Origin of the sequence: Mycobacterium innocens (assembly GCF_900566055.1) — a bacterium.
In the GTDB taxonomy this organism is placed as follows: Bacteria; Actinomycetota; Actinomycetes; order Mycobacteriales; family Mycobacteriaceae; genus Mycobacterium; species Mycobacterium innocens.
The window spans coordinates 26,623-45,424 of the sequence record NZ_UPHQ01000276.1 but is presented as its reverse complement, the minus strand read 5'-3'; the positions used below and the strand labels follow the sequence as shown (position 1 = coordinate 45,424).

The 18,802-nt window shown below is 68.0% G+C and carries 10 protein-coding genes; 4 read left to right on the top strand and 6 right to left on the bottom strand.

The features are described from left to right. Nucleotides 1-3 precede the first annotated feature (3 nt). On the top strand, nucleotides 4-5,310 hold the full coding sequence (pks13, locus tag EET03_RS26705) for a polyketide synthase Pks13 (RefSeq protein WP_099193843.1): 5,307 nt from the start codon (nucleotides 4-6) through the stop codon (nucleotides 5,308-5,310). Beyond that, nucleotides 5,307-6,860 (top strand): acyl-CoA carboxylase subunit beta, encoded by a 1,554-nt coding sequence (locus EET03_RS26700; protein ID WP_075544626.1) that lies wholly within the window; start codon nucleotides 5,307-5,309, stop codon nucleotides 6,858-6,860. The genes pks13 and EET03_RS26700 overlap by 4 nt, the downstream gene beginning before the upstream one ends. A gap of 70 nt (nucleotides 6,861-6,930) precedes the next feature. Here the strand turns inward: EET03_RS26700 and EET03_RS26695 are convergent, their stop codons facing one another. The 4 genes from EET03_RS26695 to EET03_RS26680 all read right to left on the bottom strand — a co-directional run bounded on the left by EET03_RS26695 (nucleotide 6,931) and on the right by EET03_RS26680 (nucleotide 10,221). Continuing rightward, entirely contained in the window at nucleotides 6,931-8,703 is a 1,773-nt protein-coding gene (locus tag EET03_RS26695; RefSeq protein ID WP_075544625.1) for an acyl-CoA dehydrogenase family protein, read from the bottom strand. A gap of 118 nt (nucleotides 8,704-8,821) precedes the next feature. Beyond that, nucleotides 8,822-9,124: a hypothetical protein gene (locus EET03_RS26690; protein ID WP_075544624.1), complete on the bottom strand. Its 303-nt coding sequence runs from the start codon at nucleotides 9,122-9,124 to the stop codon at nucleotides 8,822-8,824. Nucleotides 9,125-9,226: 102 nt separating this feature from the next. Next, nucleotides 9,227-9,694 (bottom strand): hypothetical protein, encoded by a 468-nt coding sequence (locus EET03_RS26685; RefSeq protein ID WP_244232562.1) that lies wholly within the window; start codon nucleotides 9,692-9,694, stop codon nucleotides 9,227-9,229. Nucleotides 9,695-9,834: 140 nt separating this feature from the next. Continuing rightward, on the bottom strand, nucleotides 9,835-10,221 hold the full coding sequence (locus EET03_RS26680; RefSeq protein ID WP_244232561.1) for a hypothetical protein: 387 nt from the start codon (nucleotides 10,219-10,221) through the stop codon (nucleotides 9,835-9,837). On the opposite strand from EET03_RS26680, the gene EET03_RS32060 reads away from it, so the two are divergent. Both EET03_RS32060 and EET03_RS26675 read left to right on the top strand, forming a co-directional pair. Then, on the top strand, nucleotides 10,220-10,402 hold the full coding sequence (locus EET03_RS32060; protein ID WP_244232560.1) for a hypothetical protein: 183 nt from the start codon (nucleotides 10,220-10,222) through the stop codon (nucleotides 10,400-10,402). The genes EET03_RS26680 and EET03_RS32060 overlap by 2 nt on opposite strands. A gap of 86 nt (nucleotides 10,403-10,488) precedes the next feature. Further along, complete coding sequence (locus EET03_RS26675) at nucleotides 10,489-12,036, top strand: arylsulfotransferase family protein (RefSeq protein ID WP_244232565.1); 1,548 nt, start codon at nucleotides 10,489-10,491, stop codon at nucleotides 12,034-12,036. Between the two features lie 81 nt (nucleotides 12,037-12,117). Here EET03_RS26675 and embB read toward each other — a convergent pair whose 3' ends face one another. Further along, the gene (gene embB / locus EET03_RS26670) at nucleotides 12,118-15,351 is read right to left on the bottom strand and encodes an arabinosyltransferase EmbB (protein WP_099193842.1); all 3,234 of its coding nucleotides are present in this window, start codon (nucleotides 15,349-15,351) and stop codon (nucleotides 12,118-12,120) included. After that, on the bottom strand, nucleotides 15,348-18,623 hold the full coding sequence (locus EET03_RS26665) for an arabinosyltransferase domain-containing protein (RefSeq protein ID WP_075544620.1): 3,276 nt from the start codon (nucleotides 18,621-18,623) through the stop codon (nucleotides 15,348-15,350). Before EET03_RS26665 ends, embB begins: the two co-directional genes overlap by 4 nt. Between the last annotated feature and the right edge of the window lie 179 nt (nucleotides 18,624-18,802).

The following is an 18,802-nucleotide window of genomic DNA, read 5'->3' as shown; positions in this document are numbered from 1 at the left end:
CCCATGGCTGACATAGACGTATCCCAGGCGAACGACCCGGAGAACCCGCCCGCCAACAGGACCGAGATCACGGTCCCCGAGATGCGGCAGTGGCTGCGCAACTGGGTGGGCAACGCGGTCGGCAAGTCGCCGGACTCGATCGACGAGTCGGTGCCGATGGTGGAGTTGGGCTTGTCGTCGCGCGATGCCGTGGCGATGGCGGCCGACATCGAAGACCTGACCGGCGTCACGCTGTCGGTCGCGGTGGCCTTCCAGCATCCGACCATCGAGTCGCTGGCCACCCGGATCGTCGAAGGCGAACCCGAAAGGGCCGACGACGGCATCGACGTCACCGACTGGAGCCGCAACGGTCCCGCCGAGCGGGTCGACATCGCGATCGTGGGCTTGTCCACCCGGCTGCCCGGCGACATGAACACACCCGACGAAACCTGGCAGGCGCTGCTGGATGGCCGCGACGCCATCACCGACCTGCCCGAAGGCCGCTGGACGGAATTCCTCGAAGAGCCGCGCCTGGCCAAGCGGGTCGCCAACGCGCGTACCCGTGGCGGCTACCTGAAGGACATCAAGGGCTTCGACTCGGAGTTCTTCGCGGTGGCCAAGACCGAGGCCGACAACATCGACCCGCAGCAGCGGATGGCGCTGGAGCTGACCTGGGAGGCGCTCGAACACGCCCGCATCCCGGCATCGAGCCTGCGCGGCGGGGCCGTCGGCGTGTACGTCGGTGTCTCCAACAACGACTACAGCTTCCTGGCGGTATCCGATCCCACGGTCGCCCACCCGTACGCGATCACCGGCACCGCCACCTCGATCATCGCCAACCGGGTGTCGTACTTCTATGACTTCCGCGGCCCTTCGGTCGCGGTCGACACCGCATGCTCGAGTTCACTGGTGGCCACCCATCAGGCGGTGCAGGCCCTGCGCAACGGCGAATGCGACGTCGCGGTGGCCGGTGGGGTCAATGCCTTGATCACGCCCGTGGTCACGCTGGGTTTCGACGAGATCGGACAGGTGCTGGCCCCCGACGGCCGGATCAAGTCGTTCTCCTCGGACGCCGACGGCTACACCCGCTCCGAGGGCGGCGGGATGCTGGTGCTCAAGCGGGTCGACGACGCCCGCCGCGACGGCGACCAGATCCTGGCCGTGATCGCCGGCAGCGCGGTCAACCACGACGGCCGGTCGAACGGCCTGATCGCGCCCAACCAGGACGCCCAGGCCGACGTGCTGCGGCGGGCCTACAAGGACGCCGGCATCGACCCGCGCACCGTCGACTACATCGAGGCGCACGGCACCGGGACCGTCCTCGGTGACCCGATCGAGGCCGAGGCGCTGGGCCGGGTCGTCGGCAAGGGCCGTCCCGCCGAGCGGCCGGCGCTGCTCGGCGCGGTGAAAACCAATGTCGGACACCTGGAGTCGGCGGCCGGTGCGGCCAGCATGGCCAAGGTGGTGCTCGCCCTGCAGCACGACAAGCTGCCGCCGTCGATCAACTTCGCCGGGCCCAGCCCCTACATCGACTTCGACGCGATGCGGCTGAAGGTGATCGACACGGTGACCGACTGGCCGCGGTACGGCGGGTACGCCGTCGCCGGGGTGTCGAGCTTCGGCTTCGGCGGCGCCAACGCGCACGTGGTCGTGCGTGAGGTGTTACCGCGCGACGTGGTGGAGAAAGAGGCGCGTGAACCGGAGCCCGAGCCGGCGACGCCCGCCGAGGCGGCACCGTCCGAGGCGCCCGCGCTGGAAGGCCACGCGCTGCGGTTCGACGACTTCGGCAACATCATCACCGACACAGCGTTGGGAGTTAGCGGGGCCGAAGAAGAGCCCGAACTGCCGGGCGTCACCGAGGAAGCGCTGCGGCTCAAGCAGGCCGCGCTGGAAGAGCTTGCGGCACAAGAGGCTAGCCCGCCGTTGATCCCGCTGGCAGTGTCGGCGTTCCTGACCTCCCGCAAGAAGGCCGCGGCCGCCGAGCTGGCCGACTGGATGGAAGGCGCCGAAGGGCAGGCGTCGTCGCTGGAGTCCATCGGCCGGTCGCTGTCGCGGCGCAACCACGGCCGCTCCCGCGCGGTGGTGCTGGCCCACGATCACGAGGAAGCGATCAAGGGGCTACGGGCCGTCGCCGCGGGCAAGCAGGCGCCGAACGTGTTCAGCGTCGACGGGCCGGTGACCAACGGCCCGGTCTGGGTGCTCGCCGGTTTCGGTGCCCAGCACCGCAAGATGGGCAAGAGCCTCTACCTGCGCAATCCGGTGTTCGCCGAGTGGATCGAGAAGGTCGACGCGCTGGTCCAGGACGAACTCGGGTATTCGGTGCTGGAGCTGATCCTCGACGACTCGCAGGACTACGGCATCGAGACCACCCAGGTCACCATCTTCGCGATCCAGATCGCCCTCGGTGAGCTGCTCAAGCACCACGGCGCCAAGCCGGCCGCGGTGGTCGGACAGTCGCTGGGTGAGGCGGCGTCGGCGTATTTCGCCGGCGGTCTGTCGCTGCGCGACGCCACCCGCACCATCTGCTCGCGCTCGCACCTGATGGGTGAGGGCGAGGCGATGCTGTTCGGGGAGTACATCCGGTTGATGGCGCTGGTGGAGTACTCCGCCGACGAGATCAAGACGGTGTTCTCCGACTTTCCTGATCTTGAGGTGTGCGTCTACGCCGCACCCACCCAGACCGTGATCGGCGGCCCGCCCGAGCAGGTGGACGCGATCATCGCCCGCGCGGAGGCCGAGGGCAAGTTCGCCCGTAAGTTTCAGACCAAGGGCGCCAGCCACACTCAGCAGATGGATCCGCTGCTGGGCGAGCTGGCCGCGGAGCTGCAGGGCATCAAGGCGATGAGCCCCACCTGCGGGGTCTACTCGACGGTGCACGAGGGCAGCTACATCAAGCCGGGCAGCGAGCCCATCCACGACGTCGAATACTGGAAGAAGGGGCTGCGGCATTCCGTCTACTTCACCCACGGGATCCGCAACGCCGTCGACAGCGGGCACACCACATTCCTGGAGCTGGCACCCAACCCGGTGGCGCTGATGCAGGTGGGCCTGACCACGGCCGCCGCCGGTCTGCATGACGCCCAGCTGATCCCGACACTGGCCCGTAAGCAGGACGAGGTCGAGTCGATGATCTCGACCATGGCCCAGCTCTATGTGTACGGCCACGACCTCGACATCTGGACGCTATTCAGCCGTGCCAAGGGCCCCGAAGATTTTGCGAACATCCCGCCGACCCGCTTCAAGCGCAAGGAGCACTGGCTCGACGCACACTTCTCCGGCGACGCCTCGGTGATCATGCCGGGCAACCATGTCGCGCTGCCGGATGGCCGCCACGTGTGGGAGTACGCCCCGCGAGACGGCCAGGCGGACCTCGCGGCTTTGGTGAGAGCCGCTTCGGCGCAAGTGCTTACCGACGCCCAGCTGACGGCCGCCGAGCAGCGTGCGGTGCCCGCCGAGGGTGCCCGGCTGGTGACCACCATGACCCGGCATCCGGGCGGGGCCTCCGTCCAGGTGCACGCTCGCATCGACGAATCGTTCACGCTGGTCTACGACGCCCTGGTGGCCCGGACCGGTTCCGAAGCGGTGTTGCCGGTCCAGGTTGGGGCGGGCGCGGCGATCGCCGCTGCGGCGCCGGTGGTGCCTGAAGCACCTGTCGAGCCGGAGGCTGACACGCTGACCGACAGCCTGACCAATCGCTATCTGCCGTCCGACATGGGCAGATGGTCGCCGGATTCCGGTGAGACGATCGCCGATCGGCTCGGCATGATCGTCGGGTCGGCCATGGGTTACGAGCCCGAGGACCTGCCGTGGGAGGTGCCGCTGATCGAGCTCGGGCTCGACTCGCTGATGGCGGTGCGGATCAAGAACCGCGTCGAGTACGACTTCGACCTGCCCCCGATCCAGTTGACGGCGGTGCGCGACGCCAACCTCTACGCCGTCGAGAAGCTGATCGAATACGCGGTCCAGCACCGCGACGAGGTCGAGCAGCTCAGCGAGTACCAGAAGACGCAGACCGCTGAGGAGATTGCCCGGGCGCAGGCTGAATTGATCAGTGGTGCAACGGTTTCCACGGTGACTGCACCGGTGCCTGATCCGCAAGCCGCACCGGAAGCCCAGGGCGCACCCGCTTCGGACATTCCGGTACCGCCGCCGCCCGCCGATCCTTCTGGCCCGTCGGGTAACGGACAGCCGAATCTCAAGGGTGCCGCTGAGGCGCTCAATCAGGAAGCGGTCGCCAAGGCACTCAACTCCGACGTGCCGCCGCGCGATGCCGCCGAGCGGGTCACCTTCGCCACCTGGGCGATCGTCACCGGCAAGTCGCCGGGCGGCATCTTCAACCCGCTGCCCAAGTTGGACGACGACAAGGCGGCCAAGATGGCGCAGCGGCTCTCCGAGCGCGCCGAAGGCCCGATCACCGCCGAGGATGTGCTGACGTCGGAGAACATCGAGGCACTGGCCGACAAGGTGCGCGGCTACCTGGAGGCCGGGCAGATCGACGGGTTCGTGCGCACGCTGCGGGCCCGGCCGGAGGGCAGCACCAAGCCGCCGGTGTTCGTGTTCCACCCGGCCGGCGGGTCGACCGTGGTCTACGAGCCATTGCTCAACCGGTTGCCGGCCGACGCCCCGATGTACGGCTTCGAGCGGGTCGAGGGGTCGATCGAAGAGCGTGCCGCCCAATATGTCCCGAAGCTGATCGAGATGCAGGGCGACGGGCCCTACATCCTGGTCGGCTGGTCGCTGGGCGGGGTGCTGGCCTACGCGTGCGCGATCGGGCTCAAGCGGCTCGGCAAGGACGTCCGATTCGTGGGCCTGATCGATGCGGTGCGGGCCGGCGAGGAGATCCCCCAGACCAAGGAGGAGATCCGCAAGCGCTGGGACCGCTATGCCCGTTTCGCCGAGAAGACCTTCAACGTCACCATCCCGGCGATCCCGTACGAGCAGCTCGAGGAGCTCGACGACGAGGGCCAGGTCCGGTTGGTGCTCGACGCCGTCCGGGAGTCGGGTGTGCAGATCCCGGCCGGGATCATCGAGCACCAGCGCACGTCGTACCTGGACAACCGGGCGATCGACACCGCGCAGATCCAGCCGTACGACGGGCATGTCACCCTCTACATGGCCGACCGCTACCATGACGACGCGATCATGTTCGAGCCGCGATATGCCGTTCGCCAGCCGGACGGCGGGTGGGGCGAATACGTCTCCGACCTCGAGGTCGTGCCGATCGGCGGCGAGCACATCCAGGCCATCGACGAGCCGATCATCGCCAAGGTGGGTGAGCACATGAGCCGCGCGTTAGACAACGTCGAGGCTGAACAGAGGGCCCCTAAGTGAGCACGAAGACCACCGCCGAGCTGCTGGCCGAACTACGCGAAAAGCTGGAGCTGGCCAAGGAGCCCGGCGGTGAGAAGGCCGCCGCCAAGCGCGACAAGAAGGGCATCCCGAGTGCCCGCGCCCGCGTCTACGACCTGGTGGACCCGGGCACCTTCTTCGAAATCGGGGCGTTGTGCCGCACTCCGGGCGACCCCAACGCGCTCTACGGCGACGGGGTGGTGACCGGGCACGGGCTCATCAACGGCCGCCCGGTCGGGGTGTTCTCCCACGACCAGACGGTGTTCGGCGGCACCGTCGGGGAGATGTTCGGCCGCAAGGTGGCCCGGCTGATGGAGTGGTGCGCGATGGTCGGCTGCCCGATCGTCGGCATCCAGGACTCCGGCGGGGCCCGCATCCAGGACGCCGTCACGTCGTTGGCATGGTATGCCGAGCTGGGCCAACGCCACGAGGCGCTGTCCGGGGTGGTGCCGCAGATCTCCCTCATCTTCGGCAAGTGCGCCGGGGGAGCGGTCTATTCGCCGATTCAGGACGACCTGCTGGTCTCGGTGCGTGACCAGGGCTACTTCTTCGTCACCGGACCTGACGTGATCCGGGAGGTCACCGGCGAGGACGTCACCCTCGACGAACTCGGCGGCTCCGACGCGCAGGCCCGCTACGGCAACATCCACCACGTGGTGAACTCCGAAGCCGAGGCGTTCCAGTACGTGCGCGAATTCCTGTCGTTCCTGCCGTCCAACTGCTTCGGCAAGCCGCCGGTCATCAATCCCGGACTGGAACCGGGGATCACCCCGACCGACCTGGAGCTGGATTCGATCGTCCCGGACTCCGACAATGCGGCCTACGACATGCACGAGATCCTGATGCGCATCTTCGACGACGGCGACTTCCTGGACGTCGCCGCGCAGCACGGGCCGGCCATCATCACCGGGTACGCCCGGGTCGACGGGCGTCCGGTGGGCGTGATCGCCAACCAGCCCATGCACATGTCCGGGGCCATCGACAACGAGGCTTCCGACAAGGCGGCGCGGTTCATCAGGTTCTGTGATTCATTCCAGATCCCGCTGGTGTTCGTGGTGGACACCCCCGGATTTCTGCCGGGCGCCGAGGAGGAGAAGCGGGGCATCATCAAGCGCGGCGGCCGGTTCCTGTACTCCGTGGTCGAGGCCGACGTGCCGAAGGTGACCATCACTGTTCGCAAGTCCTACGGCGGCGCGTACGCGGTGATGGGCTCCCGGCAGCTGACCGCCGACTTCAACTTCGCCTGGCCCACCGCGCGCATCGCGGTGATCGGCGCCGAGGGGGCCGCGCAGCTGCTGATGAAGCGCTTCCCGGACCCCAATGCGCCGGAAGCGCAGGCAATTCGCAAGTCTTTCATCGAGAACTACAACCTCAACATGGCGATTCCATGGATCGCCGCCGAGCGCGGGTTTATCGACGCAGTCATCGACCCGCACGAAACCCGGCTGCTGCTGCGCCGATCGATGCACTTGTTGCGAGACAAGCAGCAATGGCAACGGTTGGGCCGCAAGCACGGGCTGATCCCGGTGTAGCCAGGTAGCGCGAGCAGTCGCAAAAGCGCCCGTCGACCGGCGTGTCGCGGGGCTTTTGCGACTGCTCGCGCTACAGAGTGAGCGCCCCCGCCACGAGCTCGTCGAAGCGCTGCAGCGCTTCGACGGATTCGGTGTCGATCCCGCGCAGCGGGCCGCGATCGGCCAGATACCGCTGCGCGTATAGCCGGGCCACGAGCGCCTTGCGGTCGGCGCCGCGGGTGGCCCGCTCCCACGCCGCCTGCTCGGTGAGCAACGCCCCGGCATAGACATCGCCCATGAATTGGGCCAGCGGGAACAGTCGCGCCTCGGCCACCCTCCGGTCCAGCTTCGTCCAGGCCGTGATCGCCGCATCGAGGTCCTCGATGCGCCGCGATACCAGGCGCGTGGTCTCGCCGTCGTCGGACACCGAGACCGCATCGCGCATCCGGGCCAGCAACGGCTCGTGCGCCCGCGACTGTTCCATGCCCCGCCGCACGTCGAGGCAAAGGATGTTGTCGGAGCCCTCCCAGATGGTGTTGACCTGCGCGTCCCGCAAGATCCGGGCCACCGGCCAGGTCTCGATGTAGCCGTTACCGCCGTGCATCTCGACCGCATCGGACGCGGCGGTGAGCCCGAGCCGGCACACCCGCAGTTTGGTCACCGGCACGGCGATGCGTTGCCGGATCGTTTGCGGCTGACGGTGGTTGGTGGCTCCGGTGCCGTCGAAAATCAGCGCCAGCGCGGCTTCGACGTCGACGATCATCTCGGCCAGTTTGCGCCGGATCAGCGGTTTGTCGATCAACGCCTCGCCGAACGCGCGCCGCTGGCGGGTATAGCACAGCGACTCGACCAGGGCGCGGCGCGCGTTGCCGACGGCGAACGAGGCGGTGCCCAGCCGTAACTTGTTGGTCAGTTCCATCATGCGCCCGAGCCCCTTGCCGTCGGCCGGCCCGGAGTCAGCCTGTGGTTCGCCGGACAGCAGAAAGGCCTCGGCGTCGACGAACTCGATCTCGCCGGAGGCGACCGAGCGGGTACCCAACTTGTCCTTCAGCCGCCGGACGCGCACGCCGTTGCGGGAGCCATCCCGCCGTGCCCGCAACACCAGGAAGGAGGCCACCCCCCGCGTCGAGTCGGGGGCGCCCTCGGGTTTGGCCAGCACCACAAAAGCCTCACCGGCGCAATTAGACGCAAACCATTTGAAGCCGTTCAACAGCCAGGCGTCGCCACAGCGTGTCGCGGTCGTCTCGAGCGCGCCCAGGTCGGAGCCGCCGGTGCGCTCGGTCATCAGCTGAGCCGCCTCGCCGTCCCACTCGCCGGAGTTGAGTTTTCCCAGGACGTAGTCGCGTACGTCGGGGGGCGCGTAGGCCGTTACCAGTGACCGCACCATGTTGCCGCCGGTGCCCAGCGCGCAGGCCATCCCGATGTCGGCTTGGTTGAGCAGATAGTTGGAAGCGAACAGCGGCAGCGACGGGCTCACGCCGGTCCGCTTGGAGTCGTCGCGCAAGGCTTGCTGGGCGTCCAGAATGGCCCGCTTGGACTGGGTGAACGATTCCGGCATCACCACCCGGCTGATGTCGTGGCCCCACCGGTCGTAGCGTTCCAGCTGCGGGGGGTTGCGGTCGGTTTCCTCGGCCCAACGCGTTACCGGGCCGCCCATCAGCGCACCGATGCGGGTCAAATGCGGCTCGGCGACCCCCAGTTCGTCGGGCGCCAGGTAGTACGCCATGGTGAACTGCAGCGTGGGATCGGTGAGGTACCAGTTGAGATCGGTGGCGCCCTGGTAGTTCTCGGTGCGGTAGCGGCCGGCTTTTTCCGGTGTCGAGAACGGCAGCCGGTCCACGGCCTCCAGCAGGTATTCGCTCATCCCGCGACCCTATTACATAGGTTTTATATATGTCTATACTTCCGGGACGCGGCTCCGCCCCGGCCGGCCGCTTCAGTGGCGATAAACAGCTTGCGTCACAACGGAATCCAGCGCAGCGCTAATCCGCGGGCTCGACCAGGGTGAGCCGTGGCCCCGCCACCGCGTAGGCGAACCGAACGGGCGTCCCCTCGTCCAGGCTTCGTTGCAGCACCGCCAACCACGCGGCGAACTGAGGATCGTCGCGTTCCAGCAGGTAGATGGCCGCATGGCGGCCGAAGTGCACACCTACCGGCTGGTCCGGCTGGGCAGTGTCGAGCCTGACCACGACGTCTTCTTCCACCACCGATGATCCGCCGTCAGTGGTCGCGGCGCGGTCGTGCCGGACGACTCGGCCGCCGTGCTCCCATTGGGCACAGCGCATCCGACCGCGGCGACGATCACCGCCGTCGCCGCCAGGCCGACGATCCCCAATCTGTTGCGCACGGTTTTTTCCTGAGCGCCCTGCGGTGATACCGGGGCCCGCTCACCCGGCGCGTGGCAGATCCGGCCTTCCCGTCGCCGCGTGCTGGGTCGGCCGGCTGGGCGTCGGCGCCCAGCCGACGTAGGTCAGATACAGCCCTACCAGCGCAAAAACGACGCACAAGCTCACCCACACGCCCTGCGCCCCGATCATGCTGTTGGCGACCGATACGAAGGCCCTGGGAAAGGCCAACAGCAACAGCCCGCGCAATGTGACGAGCCAGCCCAGCAGGGACACGATGATCGCCGCGGCACCGCGCCAGCACTGGTGACCGGCCACCATCACCAAGCCGAACAGCAAGACGAAAGCCCCGGTCACCCAGGTCCACAGCGAATTCGCCTCGAATTGTGACAGCAGGTTCGCCATATCGGAGGCTCGTACCACAGCCGTCACATCGACGATCACCAGGAAAGGACCGAGCACCCGGGAGAACATACGGGTTCGGGTCTGCGAATCAGGTGAGACGTTCATGGCCGTACCTCCATCCGACGCCATTGACGAATCACCTTGAATCGCATCATGCGACGACCTGCCGCGGTAGGGACCGAAGTCCCCGCTGGTTTGCGGCCCCCCTTTTTTGTCAGCCGGTGAGCCGTAAGCGGCCGCCTCGCCTACATGGGCACCAGGAACTCGGAGGTATAGAACTCGGCGGGGTCTTGGGAATTGCCGTTGGGACGCTCGACAATTACCCACACCCCGGTCGTACCCTGGCGCACCGTGTCCTGAATGGTCACCGTCCCGGTCCCGCCCGCATCGAGGTCAAGGCCGGTGAAAGCGGTGCCCGGGGCCCCGGGACCGCACGGGGCTGTAGATGGGCGGGGCGCCTGGATAAGGCCGACGTCGTAATGCATCCCCGGCTGCGCGGGGTTGACCAGCTGTACCTCGGCGACCACCTGCGATCCCCCTCGGCGGATGAGCGCGGAGCCGGTCCCGGTAGGGGGTGAAACCGCCGGCAGCATGGGCGCCACCGAGGTGCGGCTGTAATCGCATTGCCGCATGGCTGCACCCAACGCCACCCTGGTGGCGCCGCTCAAGCCGGGATTGGCCGCCGCGGTGGCGACCGTGATCGCCGCCCCCGGGCACGTTGCCAAAATGATTGCTGCCGTAAAGGTCATATTTCGTGTCAGCCTGCGCATGGCCCCCACCGTCTTTCCCCGCGGTTTGCCCGACCCGCACTAGATATTGACCGCGTCGGCGACGGCGAAACCTCGCGCGGAATTGCCGGCTGGGTGCAGACGAATCACGCTGCCCGCCCATTGAATCTGGTGTATAACCACAGCGACCGGCCGCCGGAAGTAGCGCTCTCCAAGGAGTGTGACGCTCAGCGTGATGTGCACGTCGAAACGAGTTCGATGACACGCGAATTGCGGATCTCGCGGCGACAACTCGGTGTCGCCACGGGCGCCATTCTCGCGGGCGGGCTGATCGCCGTCGGTACCCGCGGGCACAAGTCCGCGAACCCCGCGGCATCGGCCGTCTCGCCGCAATCGCTGGGGTACACGGTCAACGTCAACAAACCCGGCGGGGCGCCCGGCTTCGTATTCTTTGTCTCCGGAACCACGGCGGCCCATCTCGGGAACGTGTCGCGCCCCTGTGTGCTGGTCGTCGCCGACAAAGCCGGACATGTGGTGTGGCAGCGCGAACTTCCGGCCGGGGAGACCGCGGGCAACCTCCGGGTCCAGCGCTACCGGGGAAAGCCGGTGCTGACGTGGTGGCAGGGCCGCAAGCAATGGGGCCACGGGCTCGGCGCCAGCTATATCGCCGATGAACATTACAACGTGATCAGTACGCTGACGCCCGGCGGCGAGTTGTCGTCGGACATGCACGAATTCCGGCTCACCCCGGACGGCCGCGCCCTGATCACGTCCTACCCGGAGGTCGCGGCCGACCTGACGGCCATCGGCGGACCCAGGGACGGCCGGGTCTACAACTGCACCGCCTCGGTGGTCGACCTAGCCACGAAACAGACGTTGTTCCGGTGGGATGCGTTGAGCCACATCCCGATCAGCGATTCGCCGGCAAAATACACCGCCGGTCAAACGCTCGACGTGTACCACATGAACTCGATCGCGCTGGACCCGGCGGGCAACCTGGTGATCAGCATGCGCGCCCTCTCCACGGTCTTCAACGTCGATTACCGCACCGGCGCCATCAACTGGCGACTGGGTGGTAAGCGGTCCACGTTCGCCCTCGGCGACGGCGTCGAATTCGCCTACCAGCACGACGTGGAGATGTCCGATGCCGCCACGATCACGTTATTCGACAACCACTACGAGGGCAGTCAGGGGCACATGGGCGATGGTGTCGTGCCGACCAGCCTGAAATGGATCCACCTGGATGTCGCCGCCGGCCGGGCGAGCCTGGTCCGGGCCCAGCGGCACCCGGGAGATCTCAGCGTGGGGGCCATGGGTAACCTGCAACAGCTCCCGGGTGGCAACGCCTTCGCCGGATGGGGCACCGCCGAACACATCTCCGAGTTCACCGTGGGTGGTGAGATGGTGTTCGACGCCAGCCTGCCCGGCGGTACCTATCGGGCGTTCCTCGACGAGTGGCCCGGCAATCCCGTCGAACCCCCGCAACTGACCTTCGCCGGCGATACCGCACACGCCGTCTGGAACGGCGCCACCAGGGTGAATCGATGGCGGTTACTGCACGGCCGGGAAAGCAACACGTTGACGCCTCGGACCACCGTCGCCTGGTCCGGCTACGACACGTCGATCCCGCAGACGGGAGGCCCGGACGGTTACTACCAACTCGAGGCGCTGGCCGCCGACGGGGCCGTCATCGGCACAAGTGTGCTGGTCGCCTTGTGATGAGACTGCATTTATGTCGCCGAAACTGTGACCACCGCGTGCGTCGGGGCCTCGAACCCGCGATCAACGCAGAGTCGAAACTCAGGGGCCGATCCGGATCTTGCCCGGCGACCACAATCCGCCGCGGGTCGCGGTGCCAAGGTCGAGTTGTGCGGGCGGCGCATCGACCAGGGTGTCGAATTTGCGCAGTGATCCCCAGTCGCGGGCCCAGTCGCGCGACAGATAGGTGGCCATCACATGGGCGCGCAGCAGCAGGTCGGTGATGCCCAGCAGGCCGCCGTTGACGCCGTCCTCCCAGGTGTCGGTGTCCAGCTTCTTGGCGTTGTAGTCCGGTGTGATGCGGAATTTCGGGATCTCGGTGACGCCGTTGACGTGCAGCATCGGCTGCTGACACGGGAACGCCAGCCCGACCGCCCAGTCCAGCAGCACCGGTTGGGTGGAGCCGACGTATTCCTGCAACGACCGCAGGTCCGGCACCCGCGGCGGGGTCACCGCGATCCAGTCCTCGGGGGTCAGGGACAGGTCCTCGGCCACCACCCGGACGGCGACGGCGTCGGCGGGCATCTTGTCGCGGGCGAACCGCAGATTGCGCCAGGCTTTGGGCTGTTCCCCGTAGAGGTCGTCGGGCACCAGCCGTCCGGCGGGCACCAGCGCGCCCGGCCCCGGCCGGGCGTACTCCAGCACCACCGTCTGCCCGGGGGTGTAGCCGTGCAGCACGCTGTGCCCGGCGATCTTCCCGGCGGCGGTCACCACCACCAGCGGATGTCCGTCGTCCGGCTTGGGCAGCAGATACCACGCCGAGGCGAGTCTGCTCTGCTGCTGCGGCCCGGTGGTGTAGGTGCCGGCCAGCGGAACCCGTGCCGGATCGAGCCGGTAGGGAAGCGGCACCGTGGACCCGTTGATGCCCGCGGTCTTGAGCTTGGTCGGCGCATCCCAGTCGTAATCGGTGCCCGGCTGGTTGGGTTTCATCACGATCGCCTCGGCGACGGTGTGTTCCGGCACGCCGTTGGGGGTGAAGCCCGTCGGGTCGATGCCGCCCAGCGGCCCCAGCGGGCCGTAATCGCCGGGCAGCGCCGTCATGAAGCCCTCGTTGGGATCCGGCTCGACGAGCACGTCGTCGGCCAGGCCGCAGCCGCCGACGAACGCCCGCAGGTTGGACCAGCCGTTGGAGTAGGTGGGGTACTGGCGCACGATCCCGGCCACCATCGACGCGACGAACGCCAAAGCCATGAAGCCGGCCGCCAGTGGGACCGGCGCGCTGGTGACAGCTCGGGTCAGGCGCCCCTCACCGCTGCCCCGGGGTGCGAAATGCAGCCAGGCCGCATACAGCGCAGCGATCGCGAACAGCGCGAAAAAGATTGTGCTGACCGTGATTCCGGCGATCTTCGGCATCGCGCTGTTGAACGGCACGCCGTAGCTGGAGACGTACCACCAGCCGTTGGTGGTCGCCCAGCACAACGCCAGCATGAACAACACCGCCGCCAGGAACGCCATCCGGTTGCGCGACCAGCGCAGCACCTCTCGTGATACCAACACCGTCGTCAGCGCCGCCATCGCCGCCCCCACCGCGGCGAACAGGCCGAAGTGGTGCACCCACTTGGTCGGGGTGAACATCAGGAAGAACATGGTGGCGAAGATGACGCCCATCAACCGCCACGCCGGCCCCCGCGCCACTCCCGGAATTCGCTTGCGCCGCAACATGATAAACACCGCGGTGAACAGGCACAGCGCGGTGATCAGAAAGCCGAACCGGCGCGACAGCGAACCGTCGACGGTGGGCAGGATGAGGTAGTAGTAGCGCAGGTTCTCGGTGTACCAGGCTTGACTGGGACCGATTTTGCCGCGAACCCTGGTGGCTTCCAACACCGTTGACAGCGTCTGGTCGGCGAATACCACGGTCAGGATGATGGTGCCGGCGGCCAGCATCGGCGACAGCAACGGCAACGTGCCCACCAGGCGGTGGCGTTTCACGAAGATCCGCAGGATCGGGCGGCCGCCGGCCACCAGTGCGGCCACCGCGATCAAGCCGGTGGGCTGGACTCCGAGCGTGAACGCGGCGGCGATGATCGCCAGCGCCGCCGGGGTGAGCCGGCTGTACCGCATCGACCGCTCGATCAGCACATAGGTGACCAGCGAGCCCAGCGCGATAATGCCTTCGGGCCGCAGGCCGTTGTTGAACGGCATCCACGCGGTCAGCAGGACCATCGCCGCGGCCCAGTTGGCAGGTTTGCTGGCCGCCACCGCCGGCCCCAGCCGTGGCAGCACCTCACGCGATAACAGCAGCCAGCACACCAGTCCGGCGAACAGGTCCGGCAACCGCATCCAGATGCTGGCGTCCCAGAAGCTGGAGTTACTGACGTGGGTCATCAGCGCCAGCAGGTTGTAGTACCAGCCGAACGGGTCCTCCGGGCTGCCGAACCAGCGGAAGTAGTTGGACATGTAGCCGGCGCGGTCGGCGACGCGGGCCATGCCCAGGATGTAGCCGTCGTCGGAGGAGTTGGCGCCGATGACGTGCCAGAGCAGGAACGCGACGATCACCACGCCGTCGAGCAGGGTGAAGCTGCGCCAGTTTTGTGGAATCCACCGACGCATGCGGTGGCCGTCCAGCTGATCGAGCCGCCACAGCGCGATCAACGCGACGACGGTGGCCACGATCGCGCCGATGATCGCCAGCAGTTTCAGCGTGGTGGGGGTGGTGGAGAACCGGGTGTCGATGGTCGCCGACAGCCTTAGCCCGGCCGGTGCGGGGCCGGTGAGGTCGGTGAACACCCCGACAATCTGGGGGCGCAGGTTGGGATCGGGGAAACCGCCGCGCAATGGTTGTCCGCCGGGATCCTTGAGACCGACGAAGGTGGCGAACGTTCCGGCGTGCGTCGAGGTGACCTCGATGCTTGAACATCCCGGCGCATTTGCGCCGCCGACCACCTGGTCACGCGGCACCGACAGGATCACCACGTTGCGGTCGGTGACGTCGACCCGCTGACTGCTGACGACGACGAACATCGCCTGCAGGTTGGCGTCCTTGCCCTGCTTGGGTGCGGTGCCCAGGACCACCCCGCCCTGCGGCGGCATGCCGCGCACCACCTCACACGGCACGGTGGCGGTCAGGTCGACCGGCGTCAGCGTGATCAACGGTGCCGTCACGCTATTGAGTTGTCCGTTTTGCGGCCAGTTGAGCATCGCGGTGGTCTGCACGACGGGCAGCAATGGCGTCGCGACCGACAATACGAAGCCGACCAGGCCGGCGACCGTCGCCACCCAGCGGGTCACCCGGACGTCGCGGCTGGCTGCGGTCATGCTCATGGCCCCGGTCATGGGAGAGCCCTGATCGGTCCTTGCCGGCTCCAGCCGGGCACGGTCACCACGCCTTGTTGGACGACGGCATCCGGTGCCTGATCGGCCGGCACCAGCCGGTAGTACTGCTCCACCGTTCCCCAGTCGCGATACCAGTCGCCACGCAGGTACGTCGAGATCGTCGAGGTCCGCAGCAGCGCCTGGGTCAACAGGAACGGCCCGCCGGTGGAGCTGGACTGCCACAGGTTCGACGACACCGCCGTCTGCTTGTGGTCGGGCATGATCCGGTATTGCGGAAGTTCGGCCACGCCAAGGTGTTCGGAGAACGGCCGCTGGCAGGGGAAGTTGGCGGCGGTCGCGATATCCATCAACACCGGTGTCCGGGAGCCGATCAGCTGCTGCAGCGTTTCCAGCACCGGGACCCGCGGCGGGGTGAAGGCGAACCATTGCTCGGGACTCAGGTTGGGGTCGTAGGCGACGATGCGCGCCACGTCGGCCTCCGGCGGGGCCCAGATCAGCGGGAACCGCAGGTTGCGCCACGCCGGTTGCGGCCCGAGGTCGATCGGGAACACCTGCCCGAGCGGCTGGATGCCGCCGTCGGGCCGGGTGACACCCCACTGCAGTTTCAGTGACTGGCCGTAGACGAAGTCGCCGTCCTCTTTGTATGACCAGATGGCCCCGGCGGCCGAGATCACGACCAGCGGCCGGTCCGCGCTGCGGGCAGGCAGTTGATACCAGGCCGAGGTGGCCGTGGCGGCCAGGGTGTTCTCGCCGTAGCTGCCCATCACCGGGGTGCGAGTGGGGTCCAGCCCGAACGGCAGCGCCGCGTGCGACCCGTTGACCCCGACCGGGCCCTTGCCGCCGGCGGTGCCGGCGGAGTCGGTGATGGCGGCGTTGGGCTTGTTGGGCGATGCGTCGGAGTTGACCACTCCGGGTTTGCTGACCACCGGGTCGGACTTCAGGTCCTCACCCACGCCCTCGGGCTTGAAGCCGACCGGGTTGACGCCGCCGAGCGGTCCGTCGGGTCCGAAGGTCTGACCCGGAACCGGTTGCAGCATACCGGCATTGGGATCAGGCTCGGCCAGCACGTCGTCGGCCATGGCGCAGCTGCTGGGCGACAGCCCGGATTCCAGGGCGGCCAGATTGGCCTTGGCGGTGGTGTACAGCGGGTAGCGGAACACCGCCCCCTTGGTCAGCGAGCCGACTTCGCCCAGCACCATGATCACCGCGACGACCAGCAGCGGGGTTGAGGCCAGGACCCGGTTGCGCCGGTTGTCCTTGACCTCGGTGTGTCCGGCGTAGTCCATCCGGAAGTGGTACCAGGCGGCCAGCAGGCCGGTCAGCACCGACAGCGCAAGGAACATCGACGTCACCGGGCGGCTGGCGATGACCGGCTGGATGTCGTACCACGGCACGCCGTAGTTGCCGACGTAGAACCAGCCGTTGATGCCCGAGGTGGCCCACGCCAGCACGAACAGCAACGCGGTGATGTAGAGCGTGAGGTTTCGCCGGCTGTGCAGGCCGATCCGCGCCACGGTGAACGCGGTGACCGCCCCCAGGGCGCCGCCCAGGCTGGCGAACGCGCCGAACTGGATGGCCCATTTGGTGGGGGTGAACGTCAACAGCAGCAGGCCGACAGCCGTGGTGCCGATCAGCCGCCAGGCCGGACCGCTGGCCAGCCCCGGCACCCGGCCGCGCCGCAGCAGCACGAACAGCATTCCGAACAGGCATAGCAACATCACCAGCACGGCGAATCGCCGCGACATCGACCCGTCCGCATTGGACTCGACCGTGAGGAAGTAGTAGCGCAGGAAGTCCTGGTACCACGCGATCGTGGGGCCGACCTGGTACTTGATCCGCGCCGACTCGGCGACCGTCGCCAACGTCTGGCTGCGGAACACCACCACGGTGATCAGCGACAGTGATGCCGCCAGCACTGCCAGCGGCGCCAGCAGGCCGTCGGTGGCCTGGCGCCGCCGGATGATTTGGGCGATGGCGCGGGCGCCGGTGAGCAGCGGGGCCAGCGCTATCAGGCCCTGCGGCGCCAGCGTGGCGGTCAGCATTGCGACGATGACGGCGAGCGCGCCCGGCGCCAGGTGCCGTTGCGCGATCGAGCGTTCCACCAGCACCCAGGTGACCAGCACGCCCAGCGCGATCAGCGGTTCGGGGCGCAGGCCGTTGTTGAACGGCAGCCACGCGGCCAGGAACACCGCGCCCGCGGTCAGCACCGCCGCCCGGTTGGACGCCAGGCCGCCCTTGCCCGGTCCCAGCCGCCGCAGCGCGAAGTGACTGATGATCAGCCAGCAGCCGATGCCGGCGAGTGTGGCCGGCAGCCGCATCCACACGCCGGCGGTGCTCACCGACGCCAGACGGGCCAGCACCCCGAGATACCAGTCGAACGGCGCCTCCGTCGTGCCGAAGTAGCGGTAGTAGTTGGCGACATAGCCGGCCTTGGGCGCGACGCGGGCGATGGTCAGGTTGTAGCCGTCGTCGGACGAGGTGGCGCCGATGATGTGCCAGAGCAGCAGCGTGGCGATCACCCCGGCGTCGGCAAGCCAGGCCGCAAAGCCCGCCCGGGGGCGGCGTCGGGAGAGCCGCACACCGCCCCGGCTCTGGCGATCCAGGACCGCCAAAGCCAGGATCGCGGCCGCGACCGCCAGCGCGCCCAGGGTCATCGCGATCGTTTTGACGGCGGTGGGGTTGATGATGAATCGGGTGTCGACGTCCACGCGGGCCGACAGGCCGGGCTGGGCGGGCACCTTCAGGTCGGTGAAGATCCCGCCGACCTGCGGCTTCTTTTCGGCGGGCAGCGTTCCCGCGGCGGCGGGAATGCCGACGAAGTCGGCGTGCGCGCCGCCGGCGTCGGCCCACAGGTGCAGCACGCTGCAGCGTCCCTCGGCGATTGCCGACCGCGATGCCACCGCGGCCACCGTGTCGCGGAAGGCGACGACGACGGTGTCCTTGTCGGCCCGGACGAACAGGCCATGTTTACCGGTGTCGACGCCGCCGGCCGGCAGGGTCGACAGCACCAGACCGCCGCCGGCGGGCAGGGTGGCGATTGCCGGGCACGGGACCGAGATGTCGAGTGCCCGCGGTGCCCCGGATACCAATGGGGCGGTGATCTGGGTGACGCCGCCGTCGGCGGTACTGCCCTGGGGCCACAGGATCGTCGCCGTCGTCTGCTTCACCGGCAGCAGCGGAACCAGGGCGCACAACAGCAATCCGCCGATTCCCGAGACGACGGCAACTAGGCGGGCGATCCGGTGAGATCGCTCATTACCGTCGAGGGGCACGAGGGTCGATCGTAGGCGACGAGGCTGAGTGGCTTTGCGATGCGGGGCCGGACAGCGTGGGCGGTTATTGCGATCGAGTCTGCGTCAGGTGCGTGAAGCCGGCGCTAAGCGGCGATGTGGGCGCAGTCTCGGCGCCGTCAGCGCGGGCTCGGACGGTGGGCGGCTGGTGGCATCGAACT

Bases quoted from the DNA above. Each gene is read 5' to 3' on its own strand.
- EET03_RS26690 (WP_075544624.1), bottom strand. From the start codon at position 9,124: ATGCGCTGTGCCCAATGGGAGCACGGCGGCCGAGTCGTCCGGCACGAC.
- embB (WP_099193842.1), bottom strand. From the start codon at position 15,351: ATGACCGGGGCCATGAGCATGACCGCAGCCAGCCGCGACGTCCGGGTG.
- EET03_RS32060 (WP_244232560.1), top strand. From the start codon at position 10,220: ATGGCTGCACCCAACGCCACCCTGGTGGCGCCGCTCAAGCCGGGATTG.
- EET03_RS26695 (WP_075544625.1), bottom strand. From the start codon at position 8,703: ATGAGCGAATACCTGCTGGAGGCCGTGGACCGGCTGCCGTTCTCGACA.
- EET03_RS26680 (WP_244232561.1), bottom strand. From the start codon at position 10,221: ATGCGGCAATGCGATTACAGCCGCACCTCGGTGGCGCCCATGCTGCCG.
- pks13 (WP_099193843.1), top strand. From the start codon at position 4: ATGGCTGACATAGACGTATCCCAGGCGAACGACCCGGAGAACCCGCCC.
- EET03_RS26685 (WP_244232562.1), bottom strand. From the start codon at position 9,694: ATGAACGTCTCACCTGATTCGCAGACCCGAACCCGTATGTTCTCCCGG.